The sequence below is a fragment of the Pseudomonas sp. MF09156 genome (assembly GCF_059862305.1).
In genome coordinates this window covers 649,419-672,414 of the sequence record NZ_JCBCUR010000001.1, presented here as the reverse complement: position 1 = coordinate 672,414, position 22,996 = coordinate 649,419, and the positions used below count along the sequence as shown (strand labels likewise).

Below are 22,996 nucleotides of genomic sequence, written 5' to 3'. Positions count from 1 at the left end.
TTAACAGCGTCATCGCGATGCTATAATGACATCACCAAATACTACATAAATACCCCACGTCGCGGTTTTCTATTTCCTACTGCGCCGTCAATGACTGGCTGTCACTGTGCCTCCATCATCAAAGGGGGCCTTTCGGCACATGATCAGGCACTTCACCACACTCTCCCTGCTCGCGCTCGTCGCCAGTTGCGCAACCCACACGCCACAGACGCCTAAGCCGGCATTTGATAGCAGCCGTAATCCGGATATGTTGACGCCGGACCTCTACCCCAGCGGCGCCGTGCCTGAAAAGGAACCGGTCGTGCGCTACGGTCGTTACACCCTGGTCAGTACCTTGCCTGACTCGGGTCAGCGTGACCTGATGGCTCAGATCATTGACATCAGTATTCCTGCCAACATGCACCCCAATGTGCGCGATGCCATGCAATACGTCGTCGACCGTTCAGGCTACACGCTGTGCTCGCCCGACACTGGTCACGTCAACATCCTTTACACGCGACCACTCCCAGCGGCCCAGTACAAGCTTGGACCCATGACACTGCGCAACACGCTGCAAGTACTTGCGGGTCCGGCTTGGCAGGTGAAGGTTGATGAAGTGAATCGCCAGGTGTGTTACGTGCTGCGTCCTGGTTACCAGCTCCCGGAATCATCGCGTACTGCGCCAACACAAGTGGCAGCCACCTCCATACCTTCCACTCCATCAGCTGCAGCGGCCCCAAAAATCACTCCTGGCGGCGAAACGCCCAGCCCCGTTGTGGTCGCCGCCGTACCGACACCGGCGCCGATCAAAACCGCTTCTGCGGCACCAGCAGCTGCACCCCAAGCATCTACTACCCCAGTAGTGCCCGCCAAGGACGGCTCTATTACGACGTATTCCGGTAAGCCCACATCGAGCCAGAAACTCACCTCCCCGATCAGCGCTGCATCCACTCAGCCTGCAAGCATTGGGAAATCTGAAAACGTTGCCCCAAGTGCCTCCGTCGCGCCAAAACCTGCTCTCGCAGTGGCAACCGCTCCAAAGCCGCTGGCCCAGATATGGACGGCGACCACTGGCTCAACACTTCGGCAAACCGTGGAAGCCTGGGCAGCAAGGGCTAAGTGGACGCTGATTTGGAAGGTCGACGACTTGGATTATCCAATTGACGCCCCGCTTCGATTCGAGGGCAGCTTTGAGGAGGCTATCAAAGAGATCTTTCCGCTGTACGACTCAGCCCCTCGGTCATTCGTCGTAGACGGCAGCCCAGCACAGTTGGTGCTTTACATCGCAGAGAGGAAAAAATGATGACTGCAGGCCTCTGGATCCGAAGCACAGCCTCATTACTGGTCGTGGCACTGATTAGCTCATGCTCTCTGCAACGGGTGAATGAATCGGCCGGACGCGCTGAAAACGACGCAGCGACCGCCTCCCAATACAGCCGCTTCCTTCGCAATCAGCAACAAGAGCCTGCACGCGAAACCGTGGTGTTCAGCGACAAGCCATGGGTCTCAAAACAACCCATGGTCGCCAAGCGCGGTTTGCCGCTGACCATGGATTGCGACATTACTTATCGCCCTTCTTACAACGTTGGGATCGCAGAGGTCGCGCACTACATCACCAGCGAGTGTGGCGTTCCAGTCATCGTGGCTCCAGATGCGATCGATCCAAGCGTCCTATCCAGCCCAAATCAAGGCAACTCAGGGACAACAGCTCCACCGGTTATGACGTCGCCGGACAACCTCTCCAGCTTCATGCCCGCCGGTGTCATCGGCAACATGCCCAGCAATGTCCGGTCGATGAGTATGGGCGGATTGTCAGCGCCCAGTACGTTCCCCATTAAATACAGCGGCAAGCTTTCTGGTTTGCTGAATCAAGTCACAGCCCAACAGGGCTTGGCGTGGAACTACTCCTCCGAAGATCGCAGCGTACGCATCACCTATTTCGACACCAAGACGTTCGATGTCTGGGCATTTGGTGATGACCAGGTCATCGAGAGTACCGTGAAATCAGGCTTGCTCACCGCCACAGGCAGTGGAAGCGGCTCCGGTGGTGGAGGGGGTGGGTCCTCGTCAACAGGCGCCTCGGGTGAGTCAGGTAGCAACCAAAGCACCACCGTCACCATCAAGACATCGCTGATCGGGGATATCGAAAAAAACGTCAAAGCCATGCTAAGTCAGCAACCTGCTGGTCGTATGTTCCTTTCTCGATCCACCGGTACCCTGACAGTCAATGACCGGCCTGAAGTGCTTTCAAATGTCGCCACATACTTGAACTCGATCAACCGTAGCATCACTCGCCAGGTGCTATTCAATGTGAAAGTTTTCGAGGTATCGCTCACCGACAAAGACCAGACCGGCTTGGACTGGACGGCGGTCTACACGTCCCTGAACAACAAATGGGGCTTCTCCCTGAAAAATGCCACCACGGGAATCAGCACCGGAGCGGTCTCGGGTTCCCTGAGCATTTTGGATACGTCGAAATCCCCCTGGGCTGGCTCGGGTCTCATTATAAAAGCCCTTTCGGAACAAGGCCGAATCTCAAACGTCCGCTCGCCCTCGGTCACCACGCTGAATCTCCAGCCGGCACCGATCCAGATCGGCAATGTGCAAAGTTATATTGCATCAAGCTCGACAACCACAACGGCGTCCGTTGGATCATCCACATCACTCTCTCCTGCGACCATCACCAGCGGTTTCAACATGATGTTGCTACCGCGCATTATCGACCAGGACAATATGCTGCTGATGATCACCCTCAGCATGAGCAGCAAGCCGACCTTTACAACCTTTACCAGTAACGGTTCCAGCGTCCAGACAGCGGACTACGACACCAAGAACCTGTCGCCTAAGGTCAAACTCCGCAGCGGTCAAACTCTGGTGCTGACCGGTTTTGAGGAGAACACCGAAAACGCGACCAAGTCAGGTGTCGGCGATCCGAGTTTCTTCGGGTTAGGCGGTAGCCGTCTTCGCGAAACCGGTCATAACGTACTCGTGGTGCTGATCACACCTGTTGTAGACAGCGACACAGGAAGCCCCAGCACTCTGAATGCGCCTGTCGCCAACGACCCTTGCGGAGTTTGCCCGAGCCCACTTCGCCTTTGCGCCGGGGTTAAGGGGTAGACAATGACCGACAACACCTCAAGAAGCGCACGCTCTGCCCGTGTCCAGGTACTGCAACACCGAGGAAAGTCATTCGTCACCGGCCTGCGCTGGCACCCACTAGGCAGTGTAACCGGCCACATGAAGGAAGCACGGCAGTACGGTCGTGAACACCAATTAGATATTGTCGCCATTCGAAGAACTCCTGCCATCATTCAGGCTGGATTTGTGGCCCGCAGTGACGACGTCACCAAGGGCATGTACTCGCTCGCGGCGACCCTCGCAGGCCAGTTAGGTGACTCGTGGATTGCCGCCTGGAGAACGGAAAGCGACCTCGACCAATACGCCTTAGTCGCTGTATATCAGGGTGGGGTGATCTCTGGGTGCGACATGATTGGTACAGGTGCCGAGGTTCGACGCCGAGTCGCGCAGCAACGCAGTCGTGGCATCAGCTTCACCCACGAGTACCTGCCCTTAGAGTTCGAAATGGGCGGGCAACCTCTGGACATCGAGGAACTGCTTCAACCCTCGAACCTGAAACGTGAATATCGACTCCGACCACTCGTTTTCGGGTTATCCAAAGCTGAACTGATGCAGTTGGTGATTCTTGGAGTGATAGTCGCTGCCGGCGTCATCGGCTGGGCTCAATGGCAGAATCATCAAGCACAAATCGCAAAGGAGGCTGCTTTCCAGGCTGAACAACGACGCCTCGAGGAGTTGGCCAGGCTACAAAAAGAGTCAGGTGTTGAACAAACACCCCAAGCACTGGAACACCCTTGGGCCAAACGTCCCTCTGTTGCAGACTTTATTGAGGACTGCAGCAACGTCATTTATCAACTGCCCTTATCCATCCAGGGATGGCAGTTCACAAGCGCCATCTGCGATGGCTCACAGGTACTGTCCTCCTACAAGCGCTCGGGCAATAGCACGGCCGACAAACTCATACAGGCTACCCAGGGCCACTTTTCTGATCGGCCGGCCTTCTTTGACGAAGGCAACACTGCGACCTTGAAATTCGACCTCTCGATTCCCGCAGCAGGTGATGAACCGCTCAAAGAAGCCATCGTGATGCTGGCGAATCTGTCTTCTTGGCTGCATAGCTTCACACAGAGCCCCGTACTGAAAGAAGTGCCAGTCGTGGTGCCGATCCAACCAGCAATACCTGGTCAGCCTGCTCCACCACCGCCACCACCGCCCCAATGGAAGCTATTCGAGCTGCACTACGCCACTGGAATTACTCCGCTGGACTCTCTATCCGGCGCCCCCGGTCAAGGCCTGCGACTGCGTGAAATCAAAACCGAATATAAGTCCGGCCATCTTATCTGGTCAGTAATAGGTGACCTTTATGCGAAATAAAACGCTGTGCTTTTGGTTTTCAATTATTGCTTTCGGGGCGCCGTTGAGCTGGGCGAATGAAAACACGCCATCTGGGGTCAACGTTGGTGAGCTAGCCATCATTCAAAGCCAGACGATTCTTTTGAATGCCAAGGCTGAAAGGGCCAAGGCCGAAAGATCCATTACTGGCGAAGACCAAAATGTGGCGGCGCAGTCTGCGCCCACAATCTTCCCTCAAGGAAGTTTCCCGCCATCAACAACATCTGCGGCCCGCAGCACTGAAGCGCAGCAAGACCTGCCTGTGGTGAAAGCCGTCTTCGGCTCTGGAAAACGGTTGCGTGCAACCCTGCTCTACAGTGGCGGATTTGAAGTAGACGCCGACGTATCCTCAAAGGAACTGCCCGGAGGTTTCCGCGTTGCCACGCTTACCGTTGAAAACGTGACCCTTGAGCGTGGAGGCAAGCGCTATCCGCTCGGTTTTTCGAATCGACCACCAATTAACGTCACCACAAATAAAGAGCCCACTCCCAGTGTTCCTCAGTTCCCTCCCGCCCTTCCTGGGCTAATTCCAGGACAACCTTGAGGGAGCAATGCAATGACGACCTTGGTTGAAACGCAGGATACAACAGAACCGTGCGCGGATGAGTCTGCAGCAGCGTTGCTAATCTCGCGCCAGACACTGCTAACGGCCACTGGAGGACCGTTTGAACTGAAACCGGAGCTGCGCCAACTGTGCGCGTTGACCAGCGATGGAATTTTGTACGTCTCTGCCCAGCACCAAACGGATGCCTATGTCATGGCATTCGAGGATCAGTTGGACCACGAGAATCATCACTTTGAAGTCAAGGTCTGCTCGATGAGCACGATCAAGGCGCTCTACCAAGCGAATGAAGATGTAAATAGTGGAGCCCTATCGACCACCGAAACGAAGCGCCAGGCCCAGGTGGTCCAACTTCTCGGTGAAGCTCACCGCCGTAATGCGAGCGACGTCCACTTTGTCGTAGGTCACGATATAACTCGAATTTTTTTCCGTATCCACGGGCTTTTGTGGGAAGCCGAACAGCATCAGAGCCAGGTGGGCATGGAGCTCTGTTCGTCGCTCTACAACAGCATGTGCGATGTAGCGAAAGATCACTATCAGCCCCAGGTCAGCCAGGACGCTCGGATAAAGCGTGCCTATGTGGAACAACTCGGTTTGTTCGGCGCCCGGGTCGCCACCCGGCCGCTCGTAGATGGCCCCCTGATGGTTTTACGTCTGCTGTATGACGATAAAACCAAAATGACGTTTGAGGATCTCGGTTTTCTTCCCCAGCAAATTGAGGCATTCAGCCGCATCCGTAGCTTGCCGTATGGAGTAAACCTGATCACAGGCCCAACAGGGTCCGGGAAATCCAAGTCCCAGCAGGTCAATCTGAACCTACTGTATGAAGAGTGTGGTGGCACAAAACACATTTTGACGATGGAGGATCCGCCTGAGTATCCAATCCTGGCCAACCAGTCACCTTTAGGTGCTGGCGAAACGTGGAACGACGGTATCACCAACACCATGCGGCTGGATCCAGACATTCTGATGTACGGGGAAATCCGGGATCTCGCCTCAGCCCAAGCAGCTTTCCGTGGCGGAATGACCGGTCACTTGGTGCTTTCAACACTGCACACCAACAACGCCGTGGCGGGGCTTCAACGGCTGATCGATATGGGTGTAGATCGCTACCTGGTCACTGACCCGGCCCTAATGACCAGCGTTGTGAATCAATCACTGCTGCCTCAACTGTGTTCTCACTGCCGCGTGCCAGCCACAGCGCATCTGGACCAGCTCAACGGTGCATTGATCCAGCGCTTGCGCGACCTGCATGCAATCGACTTTACTTATTTGAAAGGTCCAGGGTGTTCACACTGCAAAGGCTTAGGCGTCATCAGCCGCACCGCAGTTGCGGAAACACTCCTCACCGACCTCAATTTCATGCGTGTTTTTAATGAACAGGGGGCCAGTGCAGCACGTCGATACTGGGTGAAGGAAATGGGCGGTATCACCAAGACCGCTCATACGATCATCAAGCTCAAACAAGGCTTAGTAGATCCGCGTCATGCCGAAATGATGGTAGGTCCATTGGACTTTGACCGACAAATCCTGGAGCTCGCCCATGCAGAGTGACTTGAGAGGGACGTTGAAGCGTTGGGCCGAAACCTTCTACGCCAAGCAGTTCGGTAAGAACGAACGAATCCAGTTTTATGAAAGCCTCATGGGCATTCTTGAGGATGGCGTGTCGCTTGAGGACGCCCTGCTCACCGTGGCCCGTGCATTCAGTGATAACGGCCAGAAACAGCATCCCGTATCACTCGCCTGCCGGGATATCGCGCAATCAGTAAAAGGGGGGAAATCGTTAAGCGTTTCCTGCGAAGGCTGGGTTCCTTATGACGAAAACTCATTGATCGCGTCCGGGGAAGAGACCGGCAACCTGGTACAGGCTTTTCGGGACTGCGTGAGGATCATTGAAATACGCCAACGGATCAGCAAGCTCGTCGCCTCTGCCACTGTTTTCCCGTCGGTGGTGTGGAGCGTGATGGCGGCGCTGCTGTACGTCATCGCCGTGTGGATGGTGCCCTCTATGACAAAGCGCTCCAATCCCGAAGCCTGGACAGGCGTGCCGGCGTTCCTCTACGCCCTATCGAACTTCGTCACCCATTACGGGCTGGTGACATTGATAGGCGTGGTCTTATTCATCCTGGTTTCTATTGTAACCCTACCAGTATTTTGCGGGCTTCAGATCAACGCTGCCAGCCCGTCATGGAAGCTGCAACTGAACAAGATCCTCCAGACCTTGAGGGTACGAGCAGAAAGGTTCCCTCCATGGTCAGTCTACAAGGCTCTGCACGGCTCGATCTTCCTTCTTAACATGGCCGTGATGTTGCGTTCAGGCATCAACCAGCTCGATGCGTTGAAGTCTCTGCAGCGCAATGCCTCACCATGGCTGAAGGAACGGCTGAGCGCCATCCACTACGGTGTCAGCGCCGGCAAAAACTTCGGCACCGCGCTGAAACTCGCAGGTCATGAATTCCCCGACCCTATGGCCATGCACTTTCTTGAAGTACTCGCCACACGCAAAGGGTTTGCCGAATCGATGGAGCGTTTTTCCAACCGCTGGTTGGAACAAACACTTCAACGCGTCGAGGTAATCGCCAAGTCCCTCATCGGAGCATCCTCCATGACCATGGGAATCATGATGATTCTGGTAGTGATCGGGATATTCCAGCTGGCGGGCACCGTAACTGAAACGCTTTAACTCAAACGCAAACAGAAAACGAGGTACGAAAAAATGCCAACAAATACACACCACGCCCAACGGGGATTCCTTTCTTTGGATGGGATGTTCTGGCTGATGCTGATCGCCGTGGCACTGGGTTTCATCGTATTCATGGGTTACAGGACGTTCGGAAGCTCGGACGTCACCATTGAGCAAAGCAACCTCGGCACGTTGCTGAGCAATGCTAAAAGACTGAAAAGCACGACCGGCTACGCCACAGCAGGCACCAACTTGACGCCATCTTTGATCAACCTCGAAGCTACCGGCGGTATGAGCGTAAATGGCACGACCTTGTCCAACCGATGGAACGGTTCTGTCACAGTGGTCAGTAATGGAATGACCTTTACCATCACCGAAACCAATCTCCCCAAAACTGCTTGCATTACCCTTGCCTCTAATATGGCAAAGGACAAACAGACGACGACGGCAATCAACGGTGGTACTGCCATCGCCGGGGAAATCAGCGCCGTAGCGGCTTCGACCAGTTGCTCTTCGGACGCCAATACGATCGCCTGGACTTCTTACTAGAGGAGTACGGCGTGAGCGTGATCTCCGATGCTGAATTCGTCGACCTGTACCTAGGCGACGGGTTTGCCGATGCCAAAGGCCTCCCGGGGCAGGCGCGAAGAGTTGAAGCGCCCGCCGAATGGCGGGCAGACCTTGAGCGCTTACGGGGGCTATGTGAGGAAAAGCATGTCGCGACCCAGGACCCGGAATTCGCTCTGATTGAAGATGGCGTGGTTCTTCGCGTCACCCAGTTGCTGGACTTAAACGGCAAACCAGTGTTTGTCCTGAGCAAGTCCTCGGTTCAAATCCGTCCGTTGGACATGTTGGGCCTGCCCGATTATCTCCAAGATGCATTGATGAGTGACACGGTGCACGGCCTGATCTTTATCTGTGGAGAAATGGGCACAGGGAAAACCTCCAGCGCTGCATCGCTGGTGAAAGCCCGTCTTGAGGCCTGGGGAGGAATTTGTGTAGCCGTCGAGGATCCTCCTGAACCCTATCTGAATGGTCGACACGGTGATGGGCGCTGTATTCAAGTTCCAGTTTCTCGCCGTATGGGAGGCTATGAGGAGGCGTTGATCCTGGCACTGCGCACGAGAGCCGATTTGTTGTTTGTTGGGGAAATTCGCGATAGCTCGACGGCAGCACAGGTCATTCAGGCCTCCATCAATGGCCATCTCATTATTTGCACAGGCCATGCCGGCAGCGTCACTCAAGGTATTGAGCGCGTATCAGCCTTGGCTCAGCCATTACTCAATAACGCCCGGGAACTGCTTTCCAAAGGACTGGTAGCGGTCATTCACCAGTCTTTGTCGAAGGGGGCTGATGGGAGCCGCCGCCTGACATTGCAGAGCCTGCTGTTCACGGGCGATGACGGACCAGGTATCCGGGAAAAAGTCCATGCCGGAAAGGTCAGCTTGCTCGATCAAGACATCGCGCACCAATCATCTAGGAGCCTCTGGAATGACCAGTAAAAACAAACAGCGGGGATTCTTGAGCCTGGACATGGCGATCGGATTGGTCGTGTTTTCCATCGTTGTGACCTTTGCCATCGTATGGCAAATCAAGCAAATGGACGCCCAGGATTATCGCATTGCCGCCGACCAACAAAGAACGATCGCCGAAGCTCAAGCCAAGTACCTGAAGGACAACTTCAGCACTGTATTGGCCAACGCGTCGGCCACTGTGCCGGTTCAGATAACAGTGCCGATGCTGATCAACACCAACTACCTTCCCGCTGGCTTTAGCCCCACCAATGTTTTCGGACAAACCATCTTCGGCCTTGCCCGAAAACCAAACCCCAACCAGTTGGAAGCTATCGTGGTCACCACCGGTGGGCAGGCAATTCCAGAGATGGGCATTCGTGCCATCGCCGAAAACCTCGGCGGGCCTGGTGGTTTTATTTCAAAAACCAACCCGAATATCGTTCAGGGAGTACGGGGCGGCTGGCAGGTCGCGCTAAGTAACTACGCCATGGCCCCCGGCCCAGGACATACCGCGAGCGCACTCTTTCTCATGGATGGTGCCTTAGCCAACGACTATTTGTATCGAAATGCTGTGCCTAATCGCCCCGAGCTCAACGTCATGAACACAGATCTTGGAATGGGGAATCACAACATCAACAACGCGGCGACCATCACAGCCACTGGTAATGTCAATGCCAGTGGCGACGTTACGGCCCGTAATGTCACCGTCACCACTAATATCAACGCAGCAACCGCCAACATCACAGGTGAAACCTACACCGGAGGCTGGTTTAGAACGCGTGGTGACACAGGCTGGTATAGCGAAAAATGGGGAGGAGGCATCTACCAAAATAGCCCAAACTGGGTCCAAATTTATAACGATAAAAACCTATCAACCGGCGGTTTGATGCTCGCAGGCGAAATGCGTTCCACCGGAAAGATAACGGCCTATGATCGAATCCAGACCAATGAATACCTGTCCTTAGGCGGATTAGCCACCGAAGGTACAGCGTGTAGTGATCGAACGCTTATTGCAAAAAGCGCGGTGGGAATAATGCTGTCGTGCCAACAAGGCGTGTGGAAAACCAATGCCTCGAAGATTGTTATCGCTGGCGAGTTTGCGGCTGGATTTGGCGAAGCGGTCAGAATGATTCCGGCGTCAGATGGCGTCTGCTTTCAATCAGGATTCTATACCGGATCTTTGAATAACTATGACAGTTTTAACGGGCGTGTTTATATCGGACCTGACGGCTACTGGTATGTTTCAACGGTCGGTAGCGTGTATCCACGAGGACAAAGTCTGTACGCGACGTGTATCAAAAGTTGAGTTTCTATCGTGACCGTCAGCGCCTTGCCGTGTCGGGGAAATATATTTTGAGGGTGGGCTGAAATCTGACGAGGTACTGGGTAGTTACACCTCGTGATTCAGGGGTTAAGAGAACGACAATCCGTATCATAGATAGCGTACGAAAATCTGATTTTTCACGGCAGAACCGACCCTACGAGGAGCCCGCACCATGACAATGCACTGGGTGATTCTCATGATCCTTATTATAGCCACCGGTGTTTCTGTTGAAACTCAAAATCAAGAGCAGCGAGCATTTGATTACGCAACATTGGACTCACTAAGCCGCAACTTTCTGGTTTACAGATCCGCAGCAACCGAATTTGCTCGGTCCAACCCGACTTTTAGTGGAGTACCTAACGACTCTGCGCTTAGCCTACCAGCCTGGTTTGTCAAACCACTTGGCGTTGAGTCTTATATCGCAGCAGGAACAACCTACACCTATTTCAACGGTGTTGCGCCATCAGGTATGTCTTCAGCGTTAGTTGAGTTGACCCAGTCGGCAGTCGTCGGTGTGAAGCGATCTGGAATGCTAATTTCACCGGTTACCGGAGCTACCGGAATTTCAATTCCTCCAGCCGTACCCGAAGGTGCAATTGTCGCCGTCAATTAACTCCGAGCTGGACGTCTTGGCACGCCAGGTTGCATATCCCCCTGCCTATCAACATAATGCACGCAACAACGTTTCCACCCCGTTGGCTACTGGCGGTCATCAGTAGCGCCCGGTGATGCGGCTTGCCCCATCACCAACCCCAAAGCACGCTTAGCTCCGGGAAGGGCGTGCGGATCTGGTTCAAAGCTCTCCCTGTGTCTCCCTGTTCAAGCCAGACACGCAGCCGTCTAACTCGTGAATTGCGAGTTCATAGGCACACAGGGCTTTGTTGAGGTTCGAAGCACCTTAGTCTAAGGGCCACACTGGTGTTGTGGCCCACGCTTTTTAAAGCTCACTTGAAGGGTAGCCTGATGATCTTGCAAAGGATTATCAGGCTACCCTTTGGTAGCTGCTTTTCCCTGCCGGTGGCCCGCCGGCGAAACGCAGGGCTCCTTTTGTGCGCGGATGCGTGCCTAATGTTTGCTGGCCTCAGCCACGATAATCGGCCAGGTGAAGAAAATGAGACGTTCAGATCACAGCCCAGGGATCGATGACGCCTCAGTCTCTCACAGGTGGTATTTTTTTCTGAGTGATGTGTCTTACTTCTACCGAGGGTAGCTGCTGACGCAGCTACCCTCGGTAGCTTCCCCTGAGTTCAATCTGCATAGCCCCCGCCAGTAATTTCCCTCCCCGCTTGACACATACCCATCCCTCTTCGAATATATGAACGTGCCTTGCTGACGTCGTCAGCATCATGCCCAGGCAGTCAGGATCTTAAAGGCTGCGACACGATAACCGTGTCTGATCCGCCCAAGACCGCTGAGCTTCTGGTAGCGCGGTCGGTCGGCAACCGTCGATAGAAGCACCTAATGCAACTCACCTCGCGGGGAATCACTTCCCCGACAGGGCCTGTGCTTTCTCCGCATCTCAACCTGCAGGAGAATCACCATGTCCAAACTCACTTATGGCCTCGGTTTCGCACTCGGCACTGTCACTCGGGAATTCCTGAGTGCGTTGAAGAAAACCAGCGCTGCGTCTACCGCTGCCCTCTCCCAAGCCCCCAATCAAGGGCTACTTCCACCTCCTTGTGTACCTGACCACGTTGTCCGTGAGATGGATCACTTACCGGCAATGGCTCGCAAAGGGGTCGATTTGAACCTTTGGTACACGGCAAACACGCGAGAGGTTCAAAAGCCCTCTCGTAAACGACGCACGAAGGCAACGGCAGGCTCAATGGCGCCCGCGACTTGCTGAAACAGAAACGCTCCCCCCTGAACGAAGCCTTCCCTCTGGGAAGGCCTTCTCAGTGTTTTTATAGCAGGGGCTTGACAATTGACAATTGTATTTCCATGATCTGCACATGTATCGCTGACGTCGTCAGCAACATGCCCAAGTAGTCTGGATCCGCAAGACTACGATGCGGTTTACCGCATTGATCCACTCCCAAGATCGCCATAGCTTCCGGCAGCGCGATCAGTCGACTTAGTCGATGGAAGCACCTTCCCCCACCCTCGACGGGCCTTACCCGTCAGGGCAGGCCTTTCAATTTTTTGGAGGTCTGATGAAAACTGAACTGGCTCTCTACCAAGCGTTGATTTCGATTAACGTCCCGGAACAGAAAGCTAATGCTGTTATTGATGCTTTGGAGACCGACATGCTGTCACGTTTGGCTACCAAAGCAGATCTCACAGCCGCAACTGCAGAACTCAAAACTGAAATCGCCCATCTTGATACCAGAATCGCGCAACTTGATTCCAGGATCACGATCCGCATGGGTTTTATGTTGTCAGCTGCTGTTGGTGTAGTGATCGCTTCGTTGAAGTTCCTGCACTAAACAAACCTCTAGCTCTACCCACCCTCGCGGGGAATACTTTCCCCCAAGGGTGAAGTGTTTCTCCGCTTTCTGCTTTTTCGAAATTGGAGAATCACCATGAGCACTACTCAAACCAACGAAGCCAAATTCTTCGACCTGCACACCACTGGTATTGGTTATCTCAACCGTATCCGTGAAGTGAAGCCTCGCGGCAAAAGCAAGCCATTCATGGCCGTCGCTGTTGCTGCATTGCGCGGTTCATCTGATGACACCGAATACTCCTACATCGATTGCAACGTCGTCGGCGCTGAAGCTGAAAAGCTGATTCGTCGTAGCCAAGCAGCTGTTGATGCAGGAAAGAAGGTCCTTGTGAGCTTCCGTATCGGTGATATCTGGGCCGATTCTTTTACCTATGAAAAAGGCGACAAACAAGGCCAAGCTGGAGCAAGCCTCAAGGGACGGCTGTTGTTTATCGGCTGGATCAAGGTGGATGGCGCAACTGTCTATGAAGCCAAACCTCGTGAAGTAGCTCCAACTGCTGAACAAGGTGAAGCGACCCCAGAAGCACCGCTCGAAAGCGAAGTACCCTCCGAGCCAGTTGCTGAGGAACAACCTAAGCAAATGCCCGCTGAAACAGCAGCGTAAGGCATCTTGACTCACTCGATTACAAGGCACCCATCGGGTGCCTTTCATTTACAACGTCCGAAGGGAACACCTCCCTTTCGGACACGATGATTCTCTTAACTTGGAGACTCACCATGATACACAACCCCCAACGACTGCCGCTGGTGACCGAGATCGGCCTTTTAGCCGTTCAAGCACGCGTTTACAGTGAGCTGGACAAACAACTCCCGACCAACGTGACAATCGATACTCATGATGACCCGCGTTACGTCCTGACTTCCGACCTTTGGCTCGACGTTCTGGATGGGGTTATCAGGTTGGCCGAGATGGACCATCGTAATAATTTCACGCCAGAGACTAGCCCGATCTTATCGGAGCTTGGACTTCTCAAAGAGTATTTGGAGGCTCGTGATCGTTTAGATCCGGAACCTGAAGATCCCGACGATTACTAACACGCCAAGAACGCTGACTGCTCTTCACGCTGACTCTGATACATCATAAACACACCCAACGGGAAACCACGTCCCGGACGGGCCAGGTGGTTTTTCGCACCTGGAGTTAACCATGCAAAACACCATTAACAGCGTACCGTCTGACCTGCTGAAGCTTCCGGTCGTCTTAACGCCCCAGGCTTGGCAAGAAGCCGTACATATTGAAAACCCTCATGATACAGCAGTGATCAGTGATCGGCTGGGCGATGTCGTCCTGGAGGCCTACCGAGAACTGCATATGCAGCCTGACTGTACTCAAATCCATTTCGGCCTCTATCGATTGCTGCCTGCTGGCAATAATTCAGATCGAGTCTGGCTGGACCTAAAACTTGACCGCATAGAATCGCCACCTGGCGTTTTCTATCTGTACATCTCACTTAAGGAAGAAACCCATACCTCCTGCCCATAGACCTTCTAAATTCACAGCACTACCCCAAGCCCGACATCTGTCGGGCTTTTTTCATTGTGCGAGTAACACCCTCGCAACATTAGCCCAACAGCAGTGTGGAGCTGCCCATGATTAATATCCCAGGCCAACTGGCCATCCGCACTATCAGCGGCCGCAATGGCGAGTTCAACGTCGGACGGCTTTCAACCTCAATCGGCGAGTTCGTCATCAAAGACGCGCTCCTCGATCAGTACGATGAAGGCAAGTACCGCGGTGATTTCCTCATCACGGAAATCCGTCCCTCGTACTACTCAACATCAGGTCGGCTTGTGGTCGAGATTCGTGCGAAGCTTGAAAGCATGAGCCTCGACGATGTAGACAACTTGACGGCGGAAGACGCCGCCAAGCTCTCACCGAGCGAACCAGACCCTATAGATGAAGAACCCTCTTCAACTCAAACAAAACCTCTGCAACAGCGCAAAACGCTGACCGCTGCAGCGGCTGTGAGCAACGCAAACAAACCGTTATCAGCGGAAGATGCTCCCTTTGGGATGGCACCGCCCAGTTCGGCAAACAACGCAGAGCAAGACGCTGCGCTATTTGGCACGATCTGGCCACTGGACGAGATGGTTAAATTGGATACCACTGTTGACCGTCAGCGCTTACGCCTGCAATGCACTCGCCTCGGCGAGCTTGGCTATGTGCTGGACTTTAAATTACAGGTCTGGACGCTCTCCAGCTTCTGATTGTTTCAACACCCACCCTTGAGGGGCTCCCTCATGGGCGCTCCTTCATATTGACGGAGCATTACATGAACCCAATCTTCAACACCCTGACTACCGCCATCCTGGACAACGTCGAGGATCAACTCGCCAATAACGAGGTATCCACGAACGAGGAACTGTGGGATTTCTTCATCGAAGAGCTCGGTCTGACGGCCGAACAGGCTGATGCAGCCATTGCCCTTCGTCCTCGCTATCTAGGGCAGATATTCCTGATAGGACAAAGTCCTTTGTATCAAGACAACCCCGTCTCTTTTGACCCAGAAGCCAAGGTGTTCAAGCCTCACGAACCCGAGCTTAATCTGGGTCACAACGTGTTCAGTACTGATGAACTCACCGACCTAAGTGACGCGATTGCCAACCAGATACAAGACATTTGGGATTACTGCCGAAATGAAGAGGGTACGGGTGAGCGGGTTGAACGCCTTGAGGCGCTCAGCACCAAAATCAACCACCTTCAAATCCAGGCAGTAAATCGCTAAATCACACCACCGCAATGTACCCACGAGGGGCAAAACCGCTCCTCGGGGCGGGTTCCCCTCCGTTAAGGAGGTTCACATGCCTAACTCCACCCAACTCTTTCAGCTTGAAGAGTGCCCTGACCTGTATGTTGATGCCTGCGCCTGCGACGAGCAGCGCAACCTAGTCTTTCTCTCCGCCTGGGGACGTGACACGGCGCTGCAGGAGTTTCTGGCCAGATTAACCCTCGGTTCTTCCGAGAATGGTCTAAGCCAGTTTCACATCATCGTTGATGGTCGAAGCCTTCCGGTCTTTCCCAACATCGACATGCTGGAAAAACGCACTACCCGCCAATTACGCGGGACGTTGTTTGGCAGCCTGGTTCACCTTTGGCTGTTCGACCGGCGTTGCGCTCAGCCCGACCGGGCAAACCACTTCGCTTACGCCTTGCTTGAGAGCGGGCAGTCACCTCATCAAAGGCTGTGGCCGCTGATCATCGACACCTGTCCGTTACCGCTACTGCCTCACTGGCAAGCACCGGTCATGGACGTACTCAATCAAAACGACATGCTGCAATCCCTTCCGGGAACGCTTGGCGCTTGCACGGTCTGGCGTTTGTCGTTGCAACTGGACGTACTTGAACCTGCTCTGGGCGATCTCATTCGCCAGGGGCAGCTCTCAACTCACGCTCATTCTTGAGCGCAACTTATACTCTGGAGCCCACCATGGCCTTGATGTTCCCACGCCTGGCACGCAATTTTGCGCGCAACGGCTACTACCCAACCGACGAAACCACTCTGGAGCGCACGCTACAAGCGTTGGCAGCCCCTCCAACCGGCACAATGAGAATCCTCGATCCTTGTGCCGGCGAAGGGGTTGCTTTGGCTGAAGCCGCTCATGCACTAGGACGTGACCACGTAGAGACTTATGCGGTCGAGTACGATCAGGAGCGTGCCGACCACTGCAAGACGTTGCTGGATCGTGTGCTGCACAGCGACCTGATGGACACCATGATCAGTCGCCAGGCCTTCGGTCTGCTCTGGCTCAACCCACCCTACGGCGACCTGGTCGCTGATCACGCTGGTGCCTCACAGTACCAAGGTAACGGTCGTCGGCGCCTGGAGAAGATGTTCTATCAACGGACTCTTCCTCTGTTGCAGTACGGCGGCGTGCTGGTGTTCATTGTTCCGCACTATGTTCTGGACGACGAACTGTGCGGATGGCTGTGCAATCACTTTACTGAGCTGCGGATCTACAGCGCAGCCGATCCAACCTTTAAACAGGTGGTGATCTTCGGCATCCGTATACGGCGCCAGGACCTGGCTCGATCACAGGATGTCAAATCCATACGTGCACGCCTTCAGGCCATCGGCGCCGGTACGCTGAGTGCCGAAGTGCTACCAAGCAGTTGGCCTTGGGAGCCCTACAGGGTTCTTCCAGTAGCCAACGACTTGGAGCATTTCTACCGTATCAGTCTGGAACCTGAACAGCTCAACGAGGAGGTTAAACGGCTTCGAGGCATGTGGCCAGACTTCGCCCTGCACTTTGGTCAAACCGGGGTTCAGCCACGCCCACCTGTGCGTGAACTCTCCCGTTGGCACCTGGCATTAGCCCTGGCTGCCGGCGCGATATCGGGTGTAGTGACCTCAAAGTCCGGCAGGGTGCTGGTACTCAAGGGCGATACTTACAAAGATAAGGTCCGCAAGACCGAGTTCACCGAAGACCAGGATGGCAATGTGTCCGAGGTAAGGATCCTGACCGATCGTTTCGTACCCATCATCCGGGCATGGGACATGACGCCAGGCTCTGCCAACCAAGGCCGCGTGGTCACCATCAGTTCATCGGCGGATACGCCGCATGAACCTGATGAGGCGGTGGCACAGCCAACATTAACCACCCCGCCACGGGAGACCTTTGAACCTGGCCGCTTGGTGCTGACTCAGTCGGTGCACCACTTAGTGGAGCATGGACACCTCGATCCAAGCACTTACTTGCGGCGGCATTTCTCCGGTGACTGGGGAGAACTGCCCGAAGAAGACTGGAACAGTAACCAACGGGCTCTGACCTCTGGGGAGCGTTTGTTCTCCAGTTACGACATCAGCGCCGGCGATGAAACCCGGCTCTGGATCATCACCGAGGCGGACCGCAGCGTAACGACCTTGTTGTTGCCATCGGACTACTGACTCAACACAACCACATAGGGGATTCCCCTATCCAACCCGCAGGGTATTCACCATACCCATAAGGGTGTCGTGCATGCCCTGTTTCATTCCTACTGGAGAAACAGCCATGAACGACCTCTCACACACCTCGTTTTCACCCATGACCATCGGTTTGACCGAATTCATCGACGAATTTGGTGATGAACTGCTGGACTCACTGAACCGATCTAACCCACCGGTCTATGCCGGTCACATCAACCAAGCCCGACAACGGGTAATGGATGGACTCAAGCGTCAACCCTTCCCCGCGCAGGCCGAGGTGGTGCAAGCCGTTGCGGCGTTATTGCTAGATCGCAACGAGCAAGCAGCCGTCATTAATGCCGAAATGGGTACTGGGAAAACCATGATGGCCATTGCAGTAGCGGCCGTCATGCACAACGCGGGCTATCGCCGTACCTTAGTCGTCTCTCCCCCTCACTTGGTTTACAAGTGGCGACGGGAGATTCTTGAAACCATCCCGGCCGCACGCGTTTGGGTACTCAACGGACCCGATACTCTGGTCAAGCTGCTTAAACTGCGGGATCAACTGGGTGATCCTTATGATGGTCGGCAAGAGTTCTTCATCCTCGGGCGTGTCCGTATGAGAATGGGGTTCCACTGGCGTCCAGTATGTTGGCCACGTCGCTCTGGCAGCGGACACCAATTTGCAAGCTGCCCAGGCTGCGGCCATCTTCTGGAGGATCCAGAAGGCAACCGGATCAGCGTCGAGGAGTTTTACCGAGAGGAACGCCGTCGAAGCTGCCCTCATTGCCAAGGCCCACTCTGGACGCTGATGCGCCCAGGCAAAGCTGAAAACGGAACCCGCCGTGCAACCATACTCAAATCAATGTGCCGCATTCCGACCATTGGCCCTGTGCGTGCAGACCGCTTGTTGAATGACTTCGGGGAAGATTTTCTCGCCTCGATGCTGATCGACAACGTCAGTGAGTTCATCAATCTGATGGATGCTCAGGGCAACTTCATCTTTAGCGACCGCCAGGCCAAGCGCATGGAGCGCGCGATGGCCAACATCGAGTTCGGTTTTGGTGAGGGCGGCTATCAACCTACAGAGTTCATCAAGAGGCAATTACCAGATGGGTATTTTGATCTGCTGGTCGTGGACGAGGGACATGAGTACAAGAACAGTGGTTCGGCCCAGGGCCAGGCCATGGGAGTACTGGCAGCGAAAGCACGTAAAACCGTGCTGCTGACCGGCACCCTCATGGGCGGTTATGCCGACGACCTGTTCTACCTCCTGTTCCGGATTCTTACCCGGCGTATGATCGAGGACGGATATAAACCCAATGCGCGCGGAAGTATGGCTCCGGCCGCGATGTCGTTCATGCGCGATCATGGCGTGTTGAAGGACATCTACACCGAGCGGGACAACGAGTCGCACAAAACCTCTAAGGGTAAAAAACTCTCAGTGCGGACGGTAAAAGCCCCAGGCTTTGGCCCAAAAGGCATTCACCGTTTTGTACTGCCGTTTACCGTGTTCCTGAAGCTCAAGGATATCGGTGGCAACGTGTTGCCGGCGTACCAAGAAGAGTTCATCGACATCGCCATGTCTGCAGAACAGGCTTCGGCCTATCAGCAGCTAGCAGGAAAATTGACACAGGAACTTCGTCAGGCACTGACTCGTCGAGACACCACCCTGCTGGGGGTCGTGCTCAACGTGCTGCTGGCCTGGCCGGACTGCTGCTTTCGGCCCGAGATCGTCAAACATCCACGTAGCAAGGACACGCTGGCCTTCGTGCCGTCGATCTTTGCAGATGAACAACGCATGCCCAAGGAACAGGCGCTACTCGATCTGTGTCTCGCGGAAAAAGCCAAAGGCCGCAAGGTCCTGGTCTACACCGTGTACAGCGGCACTCGTGACACCACTTCACGCCTAAAAAGGCTGCTGGAACAGGCCGGTTTGAAGGTAGCGGTGTTGAGGGCGTCCGTGGATACCGCTAGGCGCGAGGATTGGATCCTCGACCAGGTGGACAGAGGGATCGACGTGCTGATCACCAACCCGGAGTTGGTAAAGACGGGGTTGGATTTGCTCGACTTTCCGACCATTGTGTTCTTACAGACCGGCTACAACGTCTACACGCTACAACAGGCAGCTAGACGGTCATGGCGGATTGGGCAGAAGCATCCAGTGCGTGTGCTTTTCTTTGGCTATGCTGGCAGCTCTCAGATTACGTGTCTGCAGCTGATGGCCAAAAAAATTGCTGTGGCTCAAAGCACGTCTGGAGACGTTCCAGAGTCTGGTCTCGACTCGCTGAACCAGGATGGGGATTCGGTTGAGATGGCACTCGCAAGACAACTCATTGCTTCATAGTTCGGCGGCCACCTTCGGGTGGCCTTTTTTCAACGACTCAATTTACCGTCGACCAGCTCGACGCACCAAAAACCATACGCAGTGGAAAACCTATTTCCTGCTGCACCCAAGTGGTGGGTTTGAGAGGGTATCTTCGCCTTTGCGCGAGGACGCTCATGAACCTACCACGCTCGACTAGAACCACTTTGATACTCAGCCTCTGCCTTGTAGTTCTGGCAGGCATGCTGGGCTATCAGCACCATCAACTCTCTCAGCTCAGCAACAGTATGGCTGCGACCGCTGACAAGGAGTCGCTGAATGCACTGCTGGCACGGCTGGGCAAAGTCGATGAGCGGCTGGACACGGTAGACGGCAAGCACCTGGTGACCAACGAGGACTTCCGCTCCGGCCAGCAGGCGTTGTCGAACCGGATCGATGCCGTACAGGCGTATGCAAAGCAAGCGACCGAAACAGTAAAGGATCTGTCACTAAATGCCGCGTCTACTGGGGAGCTGGTAGTGCTCAAGGCCAGCGTCGAAACGCTTGATAGCCGTATTCACGAACTAAAACTAAGCCAATCCCAGATCAAGCAACCTATCGCTCCTTCCAAGCCCAAAGCCGTTGCCCGCAAACCACCTCCTGCCCGAAAGCCTAGTACAAGCATCGTTACACCTCAGACGCCGCCCTTCACCGTTGTCGGTATCGAGTACCGAGGCGGTGAGCGCTTTTTGTCCGTAGCCCCACCCGGCAGCACACAGTTAAGCCAGATCTACCTAATACGACCTGGTGACGCGGTGGCGGGCACGGCCTGGCGCCTCAACGCTCTGGACGGCAAATCCGCACGCTTTGACGTAGCCGGAACACCGCAAACCGTAACCGTCGCGCAATAGGACCTCTTTTATGCACTCCCCTACAGCCCCTTCGAAAAAAATCAAGCCTACAAACCGCTCTCGAATCATTGCTGGCTTGGCAACCTTTGCGTTTGCCTATGTTTGTCATGCTGCCCCGGGACAAGCAACGTCCGTCTCGAACACACAGAACAGTGAAATCCAGAACGCCTCTCAAGGAGCCAGCCAGACAGAGCTCGCCCGCGAGTGGGGACTCACACCGCAAGAGTGGACCCGCTATCAAACGGTGATGGACGGCCCTCGGGGGATTTATTCGCCAGGCTTGGACCCTCTGACCGCACTGGGTATCGAGGCCAAGTCGGAGGAGGAACGCCGGCGTTACGCAGAACTGCAAGTGCAGGCCGAGCGACAGCGTATAGATAAGGAGCTTGCTTACCAGAAGGCCTATGACCAAGCCTTCGCCCGCCTATACCCCAATGAAAAAGTCATCCAAATATCATCCAATCCGGCACCCTCAGCGGGCACAGGTGCGGTAACTTCCCTCAAAGGCACCGGTCGATTAGCCGTTTTCGTTCAAGACAGCTGCACGACTTGTATCGCCAAGGTGAAAGATCTACAGACCCAAAAACAGTCCTTTGACCTGTATTTCGTCGGTAGCCAGGGTGATGACGAGAAGATTCGCCGTTGGGCCATTCTGGCAGGTGTCGAGCCGACCAGCGTGCGCAACCGCCAGATCACACTGAATCACGATGCCGGCCGCTGGCTTGGCCTTGGACTCGGCGGCGATCTACCAGCCATGGTGCGAGAGGTGAATGGACAATGGCAGCGTCAGTAATTCGCGCAGCATTGGCTGGCGGCCTACTGCTCAGCACGGCACTTGCTAACGGTGCCGAGGTGCCGCCACCTGCTTATCAATTGATTGCCCTACCTGCCGGCGTTCCGTCCGAAGTGCTGTACTCCGTCGCCCTACAGGAGAGCGGAACCCGACTTCGCGGCCAGATCGTGCCCTGGCCCTGGACATTGAATGTTGCCGGCGCCGGTTACCGCTTTGCGACCCGCAACGATGCGTGCAAAGCGTTGTTGACCGCCATTCAGATCGCAGGCCCCCATCGGGTCGACGTTGGTCTGGGGCAAACCAACATCGGTGCCAACGGCCACCGATACACCCATCCCTGCGAAGGGCTAGATCCATACAAAAACCTTTCGGTTACTGCCCAGATCCTCGCAGAGCAAAAAGCCAAAGGCGGCGACTGGATAACAGCTGCTGGCCGCTACCACCGTCCGGCCGGGGGCCAACCCGCAGCTCGCTACCGCCGCGCATTTGCCAAACACCTTAGCCGGGTCACCGGCATCAACCTGATGGCGAATAATCCATGAATAGCTTACTGAATCTCGTGATTTTGCTGTGCTTGGCCTCACCCATGGTGGTGCATGCCCGCTCATTGATTGTGGTTGAGGACCGTGGCGGTGTTTCCGCCCTGCCCTACTACCAAGACTTGGCGCCAGAACCTACCGCGCAATCCGCATCACTGGAAAACGTGGGAGTGCGTGGGCAAGGCTCATTTCCAGTGCACTCTGACCAACTGACACCCGGGCAGGTCCAGGGCCGGGTAATCAATGCACCAGGCCTGCAACCCTTGTTTCTTGTAGGCGACGATGAAAGCTCCAGGGCCTGGCTATCGCAACGCCGCGAACAACTGCAGCAACTGAACGCCGTTGGCCTTGTGGTTAACGTCACCAGCGCCGAACGATTTGCCGAAGTTCAACGTTGGGCAGGGGGGCTTCAGATGGTCCCTGCTCCTTCAAATGATCTGGCACAGCGCCTGGGAATCAAGCACTACCCGCTGCTGATCACTGCCACAACGATCCAGCAGTAACCATGACATGGACGCCCCTACGCATATCACCTTAGTCATCAAGCAACCGGCTGACTCGCGAGCAGGCCAGCTGCTTTTTGA

Annotated in this window: 23 protein-coding genes; all 23 read left to right on the top strand. The window is 54.9% G+C overall.

Going from position 1 to position 22,996, the window contains the following annotated elements; translation table 11 throughout:
• Positions 1–139 precede the first annotated feature (139 nt).
• The 23 genes from pilL2 (at position 140) to AC19YY_RS03030 (ending at position 22,915) form a co-directional block, all read left to right on the top strand.
• A complete protein-coding gene (gene pilL2, locus AC19YY_RS03140) occupies positions 140–1,282 on the top strand; it encodes a PFGI-1 class ICE element type IV pilus protein PilL2 (protein WP_236361955.1) in 1,143 nt (380 codons plus the stop codon).
• Positions 1,282–3,096, top strand: coding sequence for a PilN family type IVB pilus formation outer membrane protein (gene pilN / locus AC19YY_RS03135; protein ID WP_236361957.1), 1,815 nt, complete (start codon positions 1,282–1,284; stop codon positions 3,094–3,096). The genes pilL2 and pilN overlap by 1 nt, the downstream gene beginning before the upstream one ends.
• Positions 3,097–3,099: 3 nt before the next feature.
• Complete coding sequence (pilO2, locus tag AC19YY_RS03130; protein ID WP_236361959.1) at positions 3,100–4,431, top strand: type 4b pilus protein PilO2; 1,332 nt, start codon at positions 3,100–3,102, stop codon at positions 4,429–4,431.
• The gene (gene pilP / locus AC19YY_RS03125) at positions 4,421–4,993 is read left to right on the top strand and encodes a type IV pilus biogenesis protein PilP (protein ID WP_236361961.1); all 573 of its coding nucleotides are present in this window, start codon (positions 4,421–4,423) and stop codon (positions 4,991–4,993) included. The genes pilO2 and pilP overlap by 11 nt, the downstream gene beginning before the upstream one ends.
• Before the next feature lie 12 nt (positions 4,994–5,005).
• A complete protein-coding gene (locus AC19YY_RS03120) occupies positions 5,006–6,565 on the top strand; it encodes a GspE/PulE family protein (protein WP_236361963.1) in 1,560 nt (519 codons plus the stop codon).
• On the top strand, positions 6,555–7,694 hold the full coding sequence (locus AC19YY_RS03115; protein WP_236361965.1) for a type II secretion system F family protein: 1,140 nt from the start codon (positions 6,555–6,557) through the stop codon (positions 7,692–7,694). Before AC19YY_RS03120 ends, AC19YY_RS03115 begins: the two co-directional genes overlap by 11 nt.
• 33 nt (positions 7,695–7,727) lie before the next feature.
• A complete protein-coding gene (locus AC19YY_RS03110; RefSeq protein ID WP_236361967.1) occupies positions 7,728–8,243 on the top strand; it encodes a type 4 pilus major pilin in 516 nt (171 codons plus the stop codon).
• A gap of 11 nt (positions 8,244–8,254) precedes the next feature.
• Positions 8,255–9,196, top strand: a complete 942-nt coding sequence (locus AC19YY_RS03105; RefSeq protein ID WP_236361969.1) for an ATPase, T2SS/T4P/T4SS family — start codon at positions 8,255–8,257, stop codon at positions 9,194–9,196.
• Positions 9,186–10,514: a shufflon system plasmid conjugative transfer pilus tip adhesin PilV gene (gene pilV / locus AC19YY_RS03100; protein WP_236361971.1), complete on the top strand. Its 1,329-nt coding sequence runs from the start codon at positions 9,186–9,188 to the stop codon at positions 10,512–10,514. Before AC19YY_RS03105 ends, pilV begins: the two co-directional genes overlap by 11 nt.
• Positions 10,515–10,704: 190 nt before the next feature.
• Complete coding sequence (pilM, locus tag AC19YY_RS03095; protein WP_236384474.1) at positions 10,705–11,145, top strand: type IV pilus biogenesis protein PilM; 441 nt, start codon at positions 10,705–10,707, stop codon at positions 11,143–11,145.
• Positions 11,146–12,685: 1,540 nt separating this feature from the next.
• Entirely contained in the window at positions 12,686–12,958 is a 273-nt protein-coding gene (locus tag AC19YY_RS03090) for a hypothetical protein (RefSeq protein ID WP_236362502.1), read from the top strand.
• Positions 12,959–13,054: 96 nt separating this feature from the next.
• On the top strand, positions 13,055–13,582 hold the full coding sequence (locus AC19YY_RS03085; RefSeq protein ID WP_236384471.1) for an STY4534 family ICE replication protein: 528 nt from the start codon (positions 13,055–13,057) through the stop codon (positions 13,580–13,582).
• Between the two features lie 113 nt (positions 13,583–13,695).
• A complete protein-coding gene (locus tag AC19YY_RS03080) occupies positions 13,696–14,013 on the top strand; it encodes a hypothetical protein (protein ID WP_236361794.1) in 318 nt (105 codons plus the stop codon).
• Between the two features lie 112 nt (positions 14,014–14,125).
• On the top strand, positions 14,126–14,461 hold the full coding sequence (locus tag AC19YY_RS03075) for a hypothetical protein (protein WP_236361792.1): 336 nt from the start codon (positions 14,126–14,128) through the stop codon (positions 14,459–14,461).
• Between the two features lie 107 nt (positions 14,462–14,568).
• Positions 14,569–15,186, top strand: coding sequence for a DUF3275 family protein (locus AC19YY_RS03070; RefSeq protein WP_236361790.1), 618 nt, complete (start codon positions 14,569–14,571; stop codon positions 15,184–15,186).
• A 65-nt stretch (positions 15,187–15,251) separates the two neighbouring features.
• Positions 15,252–15,704: a hypothetical protein gene (locus AC19YY_RS03065; RefSeq protein WP_236361787.1), complete on the top strand. Its 453-nt coding sequence runs from the start codon at positions 15,252–15,254 to the stop codon at positions 15,702–15,704.
• 76 nt (positions 15,705–15,780) lie between these two features.
• Positions 15,781–16,380, top strand: a complete 600-nt coding sequence (locus AC19YY_RS03060; RefSeq protein ID WP_236361785.1) for a hypothetical protein — start codon at positions 15,781–15,783, stop codon at positions 16,378–16,380.
• A 26-nt stretch (positions 16,381–16,406) separates the two neighbouring features.
• Positions 16,407–17,864, top strand: coding sequence for a DUF6094 domain-containing protein (locus AC19YY_RS03055; protein ID WP_236361782.1), 1,458 nt, complete (start codon positions 16,407–16,409; stop codon positions 17,862–17,864).
• A 106-nt stretch (positions 17,865–17,970) separates the two neighbouring features.
• Positions 17,971–20,211, top strand: coding sequence for an SNF2-related protein (locus AC19YY_RS03050; protein WP_236361779.1), 2,241 nt, complete (start codon positions 17,971–17,973; stop codon positions 20,209–20,211).
• A gap of 155 nt (positions 20,212–20,366) precedes the next feature.
• Positions 20,367–21,080: a methyl-accepting chemotaxis protein gene (locus AC19YY_RS03045; RefSeq protein ID WP_236361775.1), complete on the top strand. Its 714-nt coding sequence runs from the start codon at positions 20,367–20,369 to the stop codon at positions 21,078–21,080.
• 10 nt (positions 21,081–21,090) lie between these two features.
• Positions 21,091–21,873, top strand: a complete 783-nt coding sequence (locus AC19YY_RS03040; RefSeq protein ID WP_236361772.1) for a TIGR03759 family integrating conjugative element protein — start codon at positions 21,091–21,093, stop codon at positions 21,871–21,873.
• Positions 21,858–22,415 (top strand): lysozyme family protein, encoded by a 558-nt coding sequence (locus AC19YY_RS03035; protein ID WP_236361770.1) that lies wholly within the window; start codon positions 21,858–21,860, stop codon positions 22,413–22,415. Before AC19YY_RS03040 ends, AC19YY_RS03035 begins: the two co-directional genes overlap by 16 nt.
• Positions 22,412–22,915, top strand: coding sequence for an integrating conjugative element protein (locus tag AC19YY_RS03030; protein ID WP_236361768.1), 504 nt, complete (start codon positions 22,412–22,414; stop codon positions 22,913–22,915). Before AC19YY_RS03035 ends, AC19YY_RS03030 begins: the two co-directional genes overlap by 4 nt.
• Positions 22,916–22,996: the final 81 nt, after the last annotated feature.

Excerpts from the sequence above, each read along its gene's own strand:
- pilL2 (WP_236361955.1), top strand. The coding sequence starts at position 140 with ATGATCAGGCACTTCACCACACTCTCCCTGCTCGCGCTCGTCGCCAGT.
- pilN (WP_236361957.1), top strand. The coding sequence starts at position 1,282 with ATGACTGCAGGCCTCTGGATCCGAAGCACAGCCTCATTACTGGTCGTG.
- pilO2 (WP_236361959.1), top strand. The coding sequence starts at position 3,100 with ATGACCGACAACACCTCAAGAAGCGCACGCTCTGCCCGTGTCCAGGTA.
- pilP (WP_236361961.1), top strand. The coding sequence starts at position 4,421 with ATGCGAAATAAAACGCTGTGCTTTTGGTTTTCAATTATTGCTTTCGGG.
- AC19YY_RS03120 (WP_236361963.1), top strand. The coding sequence starts at position 5,006 with ATGACGACCTTGGTTGAAACGCAGGATACAACAGAACCGTGCGCGGAT.
- AC19YY_RS03115 (WP_236361965.1), top strand. The coding sequence starts at position 6,555 with ATGCAGAGTGACTTGAGAGGGACGTTGAAGCGTTGGGCCGAAACCTTC.
- AC19YY_RS03110 (WP_236361967.1), top strand. The coding sequence starts at position 7,728 with ATGCCAACAAATACACACCACGCCCAACGGGGATTCCTTTCTTTGGAT.
- pilV (WP_236361971.1), top strand. The coding sequence starts at position 9,186 with ATGACCAGTAAAAACAAACAGCGGGGATTCTTGAGCCTGGACATGGCG.
- pilM (WP_236384474.1), top strand. The coding sequence starts at position 10,705 with ATGACAATGCACTGGGTGATTCTCATGATCCTTATTATAGCCACCGGT.
- AC19YY_RS03090 (WP_236362502.1), top strand. The coding sequence starts at position 12,686 with ATGAAAACTGAACTGGCTCTCTACCAAGCGTTGATTTCGATTAACGTC.
- AC19YY_RS03085 (WP_236384471.1), top strand. The coding sequence starts at position 13,055 with ATGAGCACTACTCAAACCAACGAAGCCAAATTCTTCGACCTGCACACC.
- AC19YY_RS03080 (WP_236361794.1), top strand. The coding sequence starts at position 13,696 with ATGATACACAACCCCCAACGACTGCCGCTGGTGACCGAGATCGGCCTT.
- AC19YY_RS03075 (WP_236361792.1), top strand. The coding sequence starts at position 14,126 with ATGCAAAACACCATTAACAGCGTACCGTCTGACCTGCTGAAGCTTCCG.
- AC19YY_RS03070 (WP_236361790.1), top strand. The coding sequence starts at position 14,569 with ATGATTAATATCCCAGGCCAACTGGCCATCCGCACTATCAGCGGCCGC.
- AC19YY_RS03065 (WP_236361787.1), top strand. The coding sequence starts at position 15,252 with ATGAACCCAATCTTCAACACCCTGACTACCGCCATCCTGGACAACGTC.
- AC19YY_RS03060 (WP_236361785.1), top strand. The coding sequence starts at position 15,781 with ATGCCTAACTCCACCCAACTCTTTCAGCTTGAAGAGTGCCCTGACCTG.
- AC19YY_RS03055 (WP_236361782.1), top strand. The coding sequence starts at position 16,407 with ATGGCCTTGATGTTCCCACGCCTGGCACGCAATTTTGCGCGCAACGGC.
- AC19YY_RS03050 (WP_236361779.1), top strand. The coding sequence starts at position 17,971 with ATGAACGACCTCTCACACACCTCGTTTTCACCCATGACCATCGGTTTG.
- AC19YY_RS03045 (WP_236361775.1), top strand. The coding sequence starts at position 20,367 with ATGAACCTACCACGCTCGACTAGAACCACTTTGATACTCAGCCTCTGC.
- AC19YY_RS03040 (WP_236361772.1), top strand. The coding sequence starts at position 21,091 with ATGCACTCCCCTACAGCCCCTTCGAAAAAAATCAAGCCTACAAACCGC.
- AC19YY_RS03035 (WP_236361770.1), top strand. The coding sequence starts at position 21,858 with ATGGCAGCGTCAGTAATTCGCGCAGCATTGGCTGGCGGCCTACTGCTC.
- AC19YY_RS03030 (WP_236361768.1), top strand. The coding sequence starts at position 22,412 with ATGAATAGCTTACTGAATCTCGTGATTTTGCTGTGCTTGGCCTCACCC.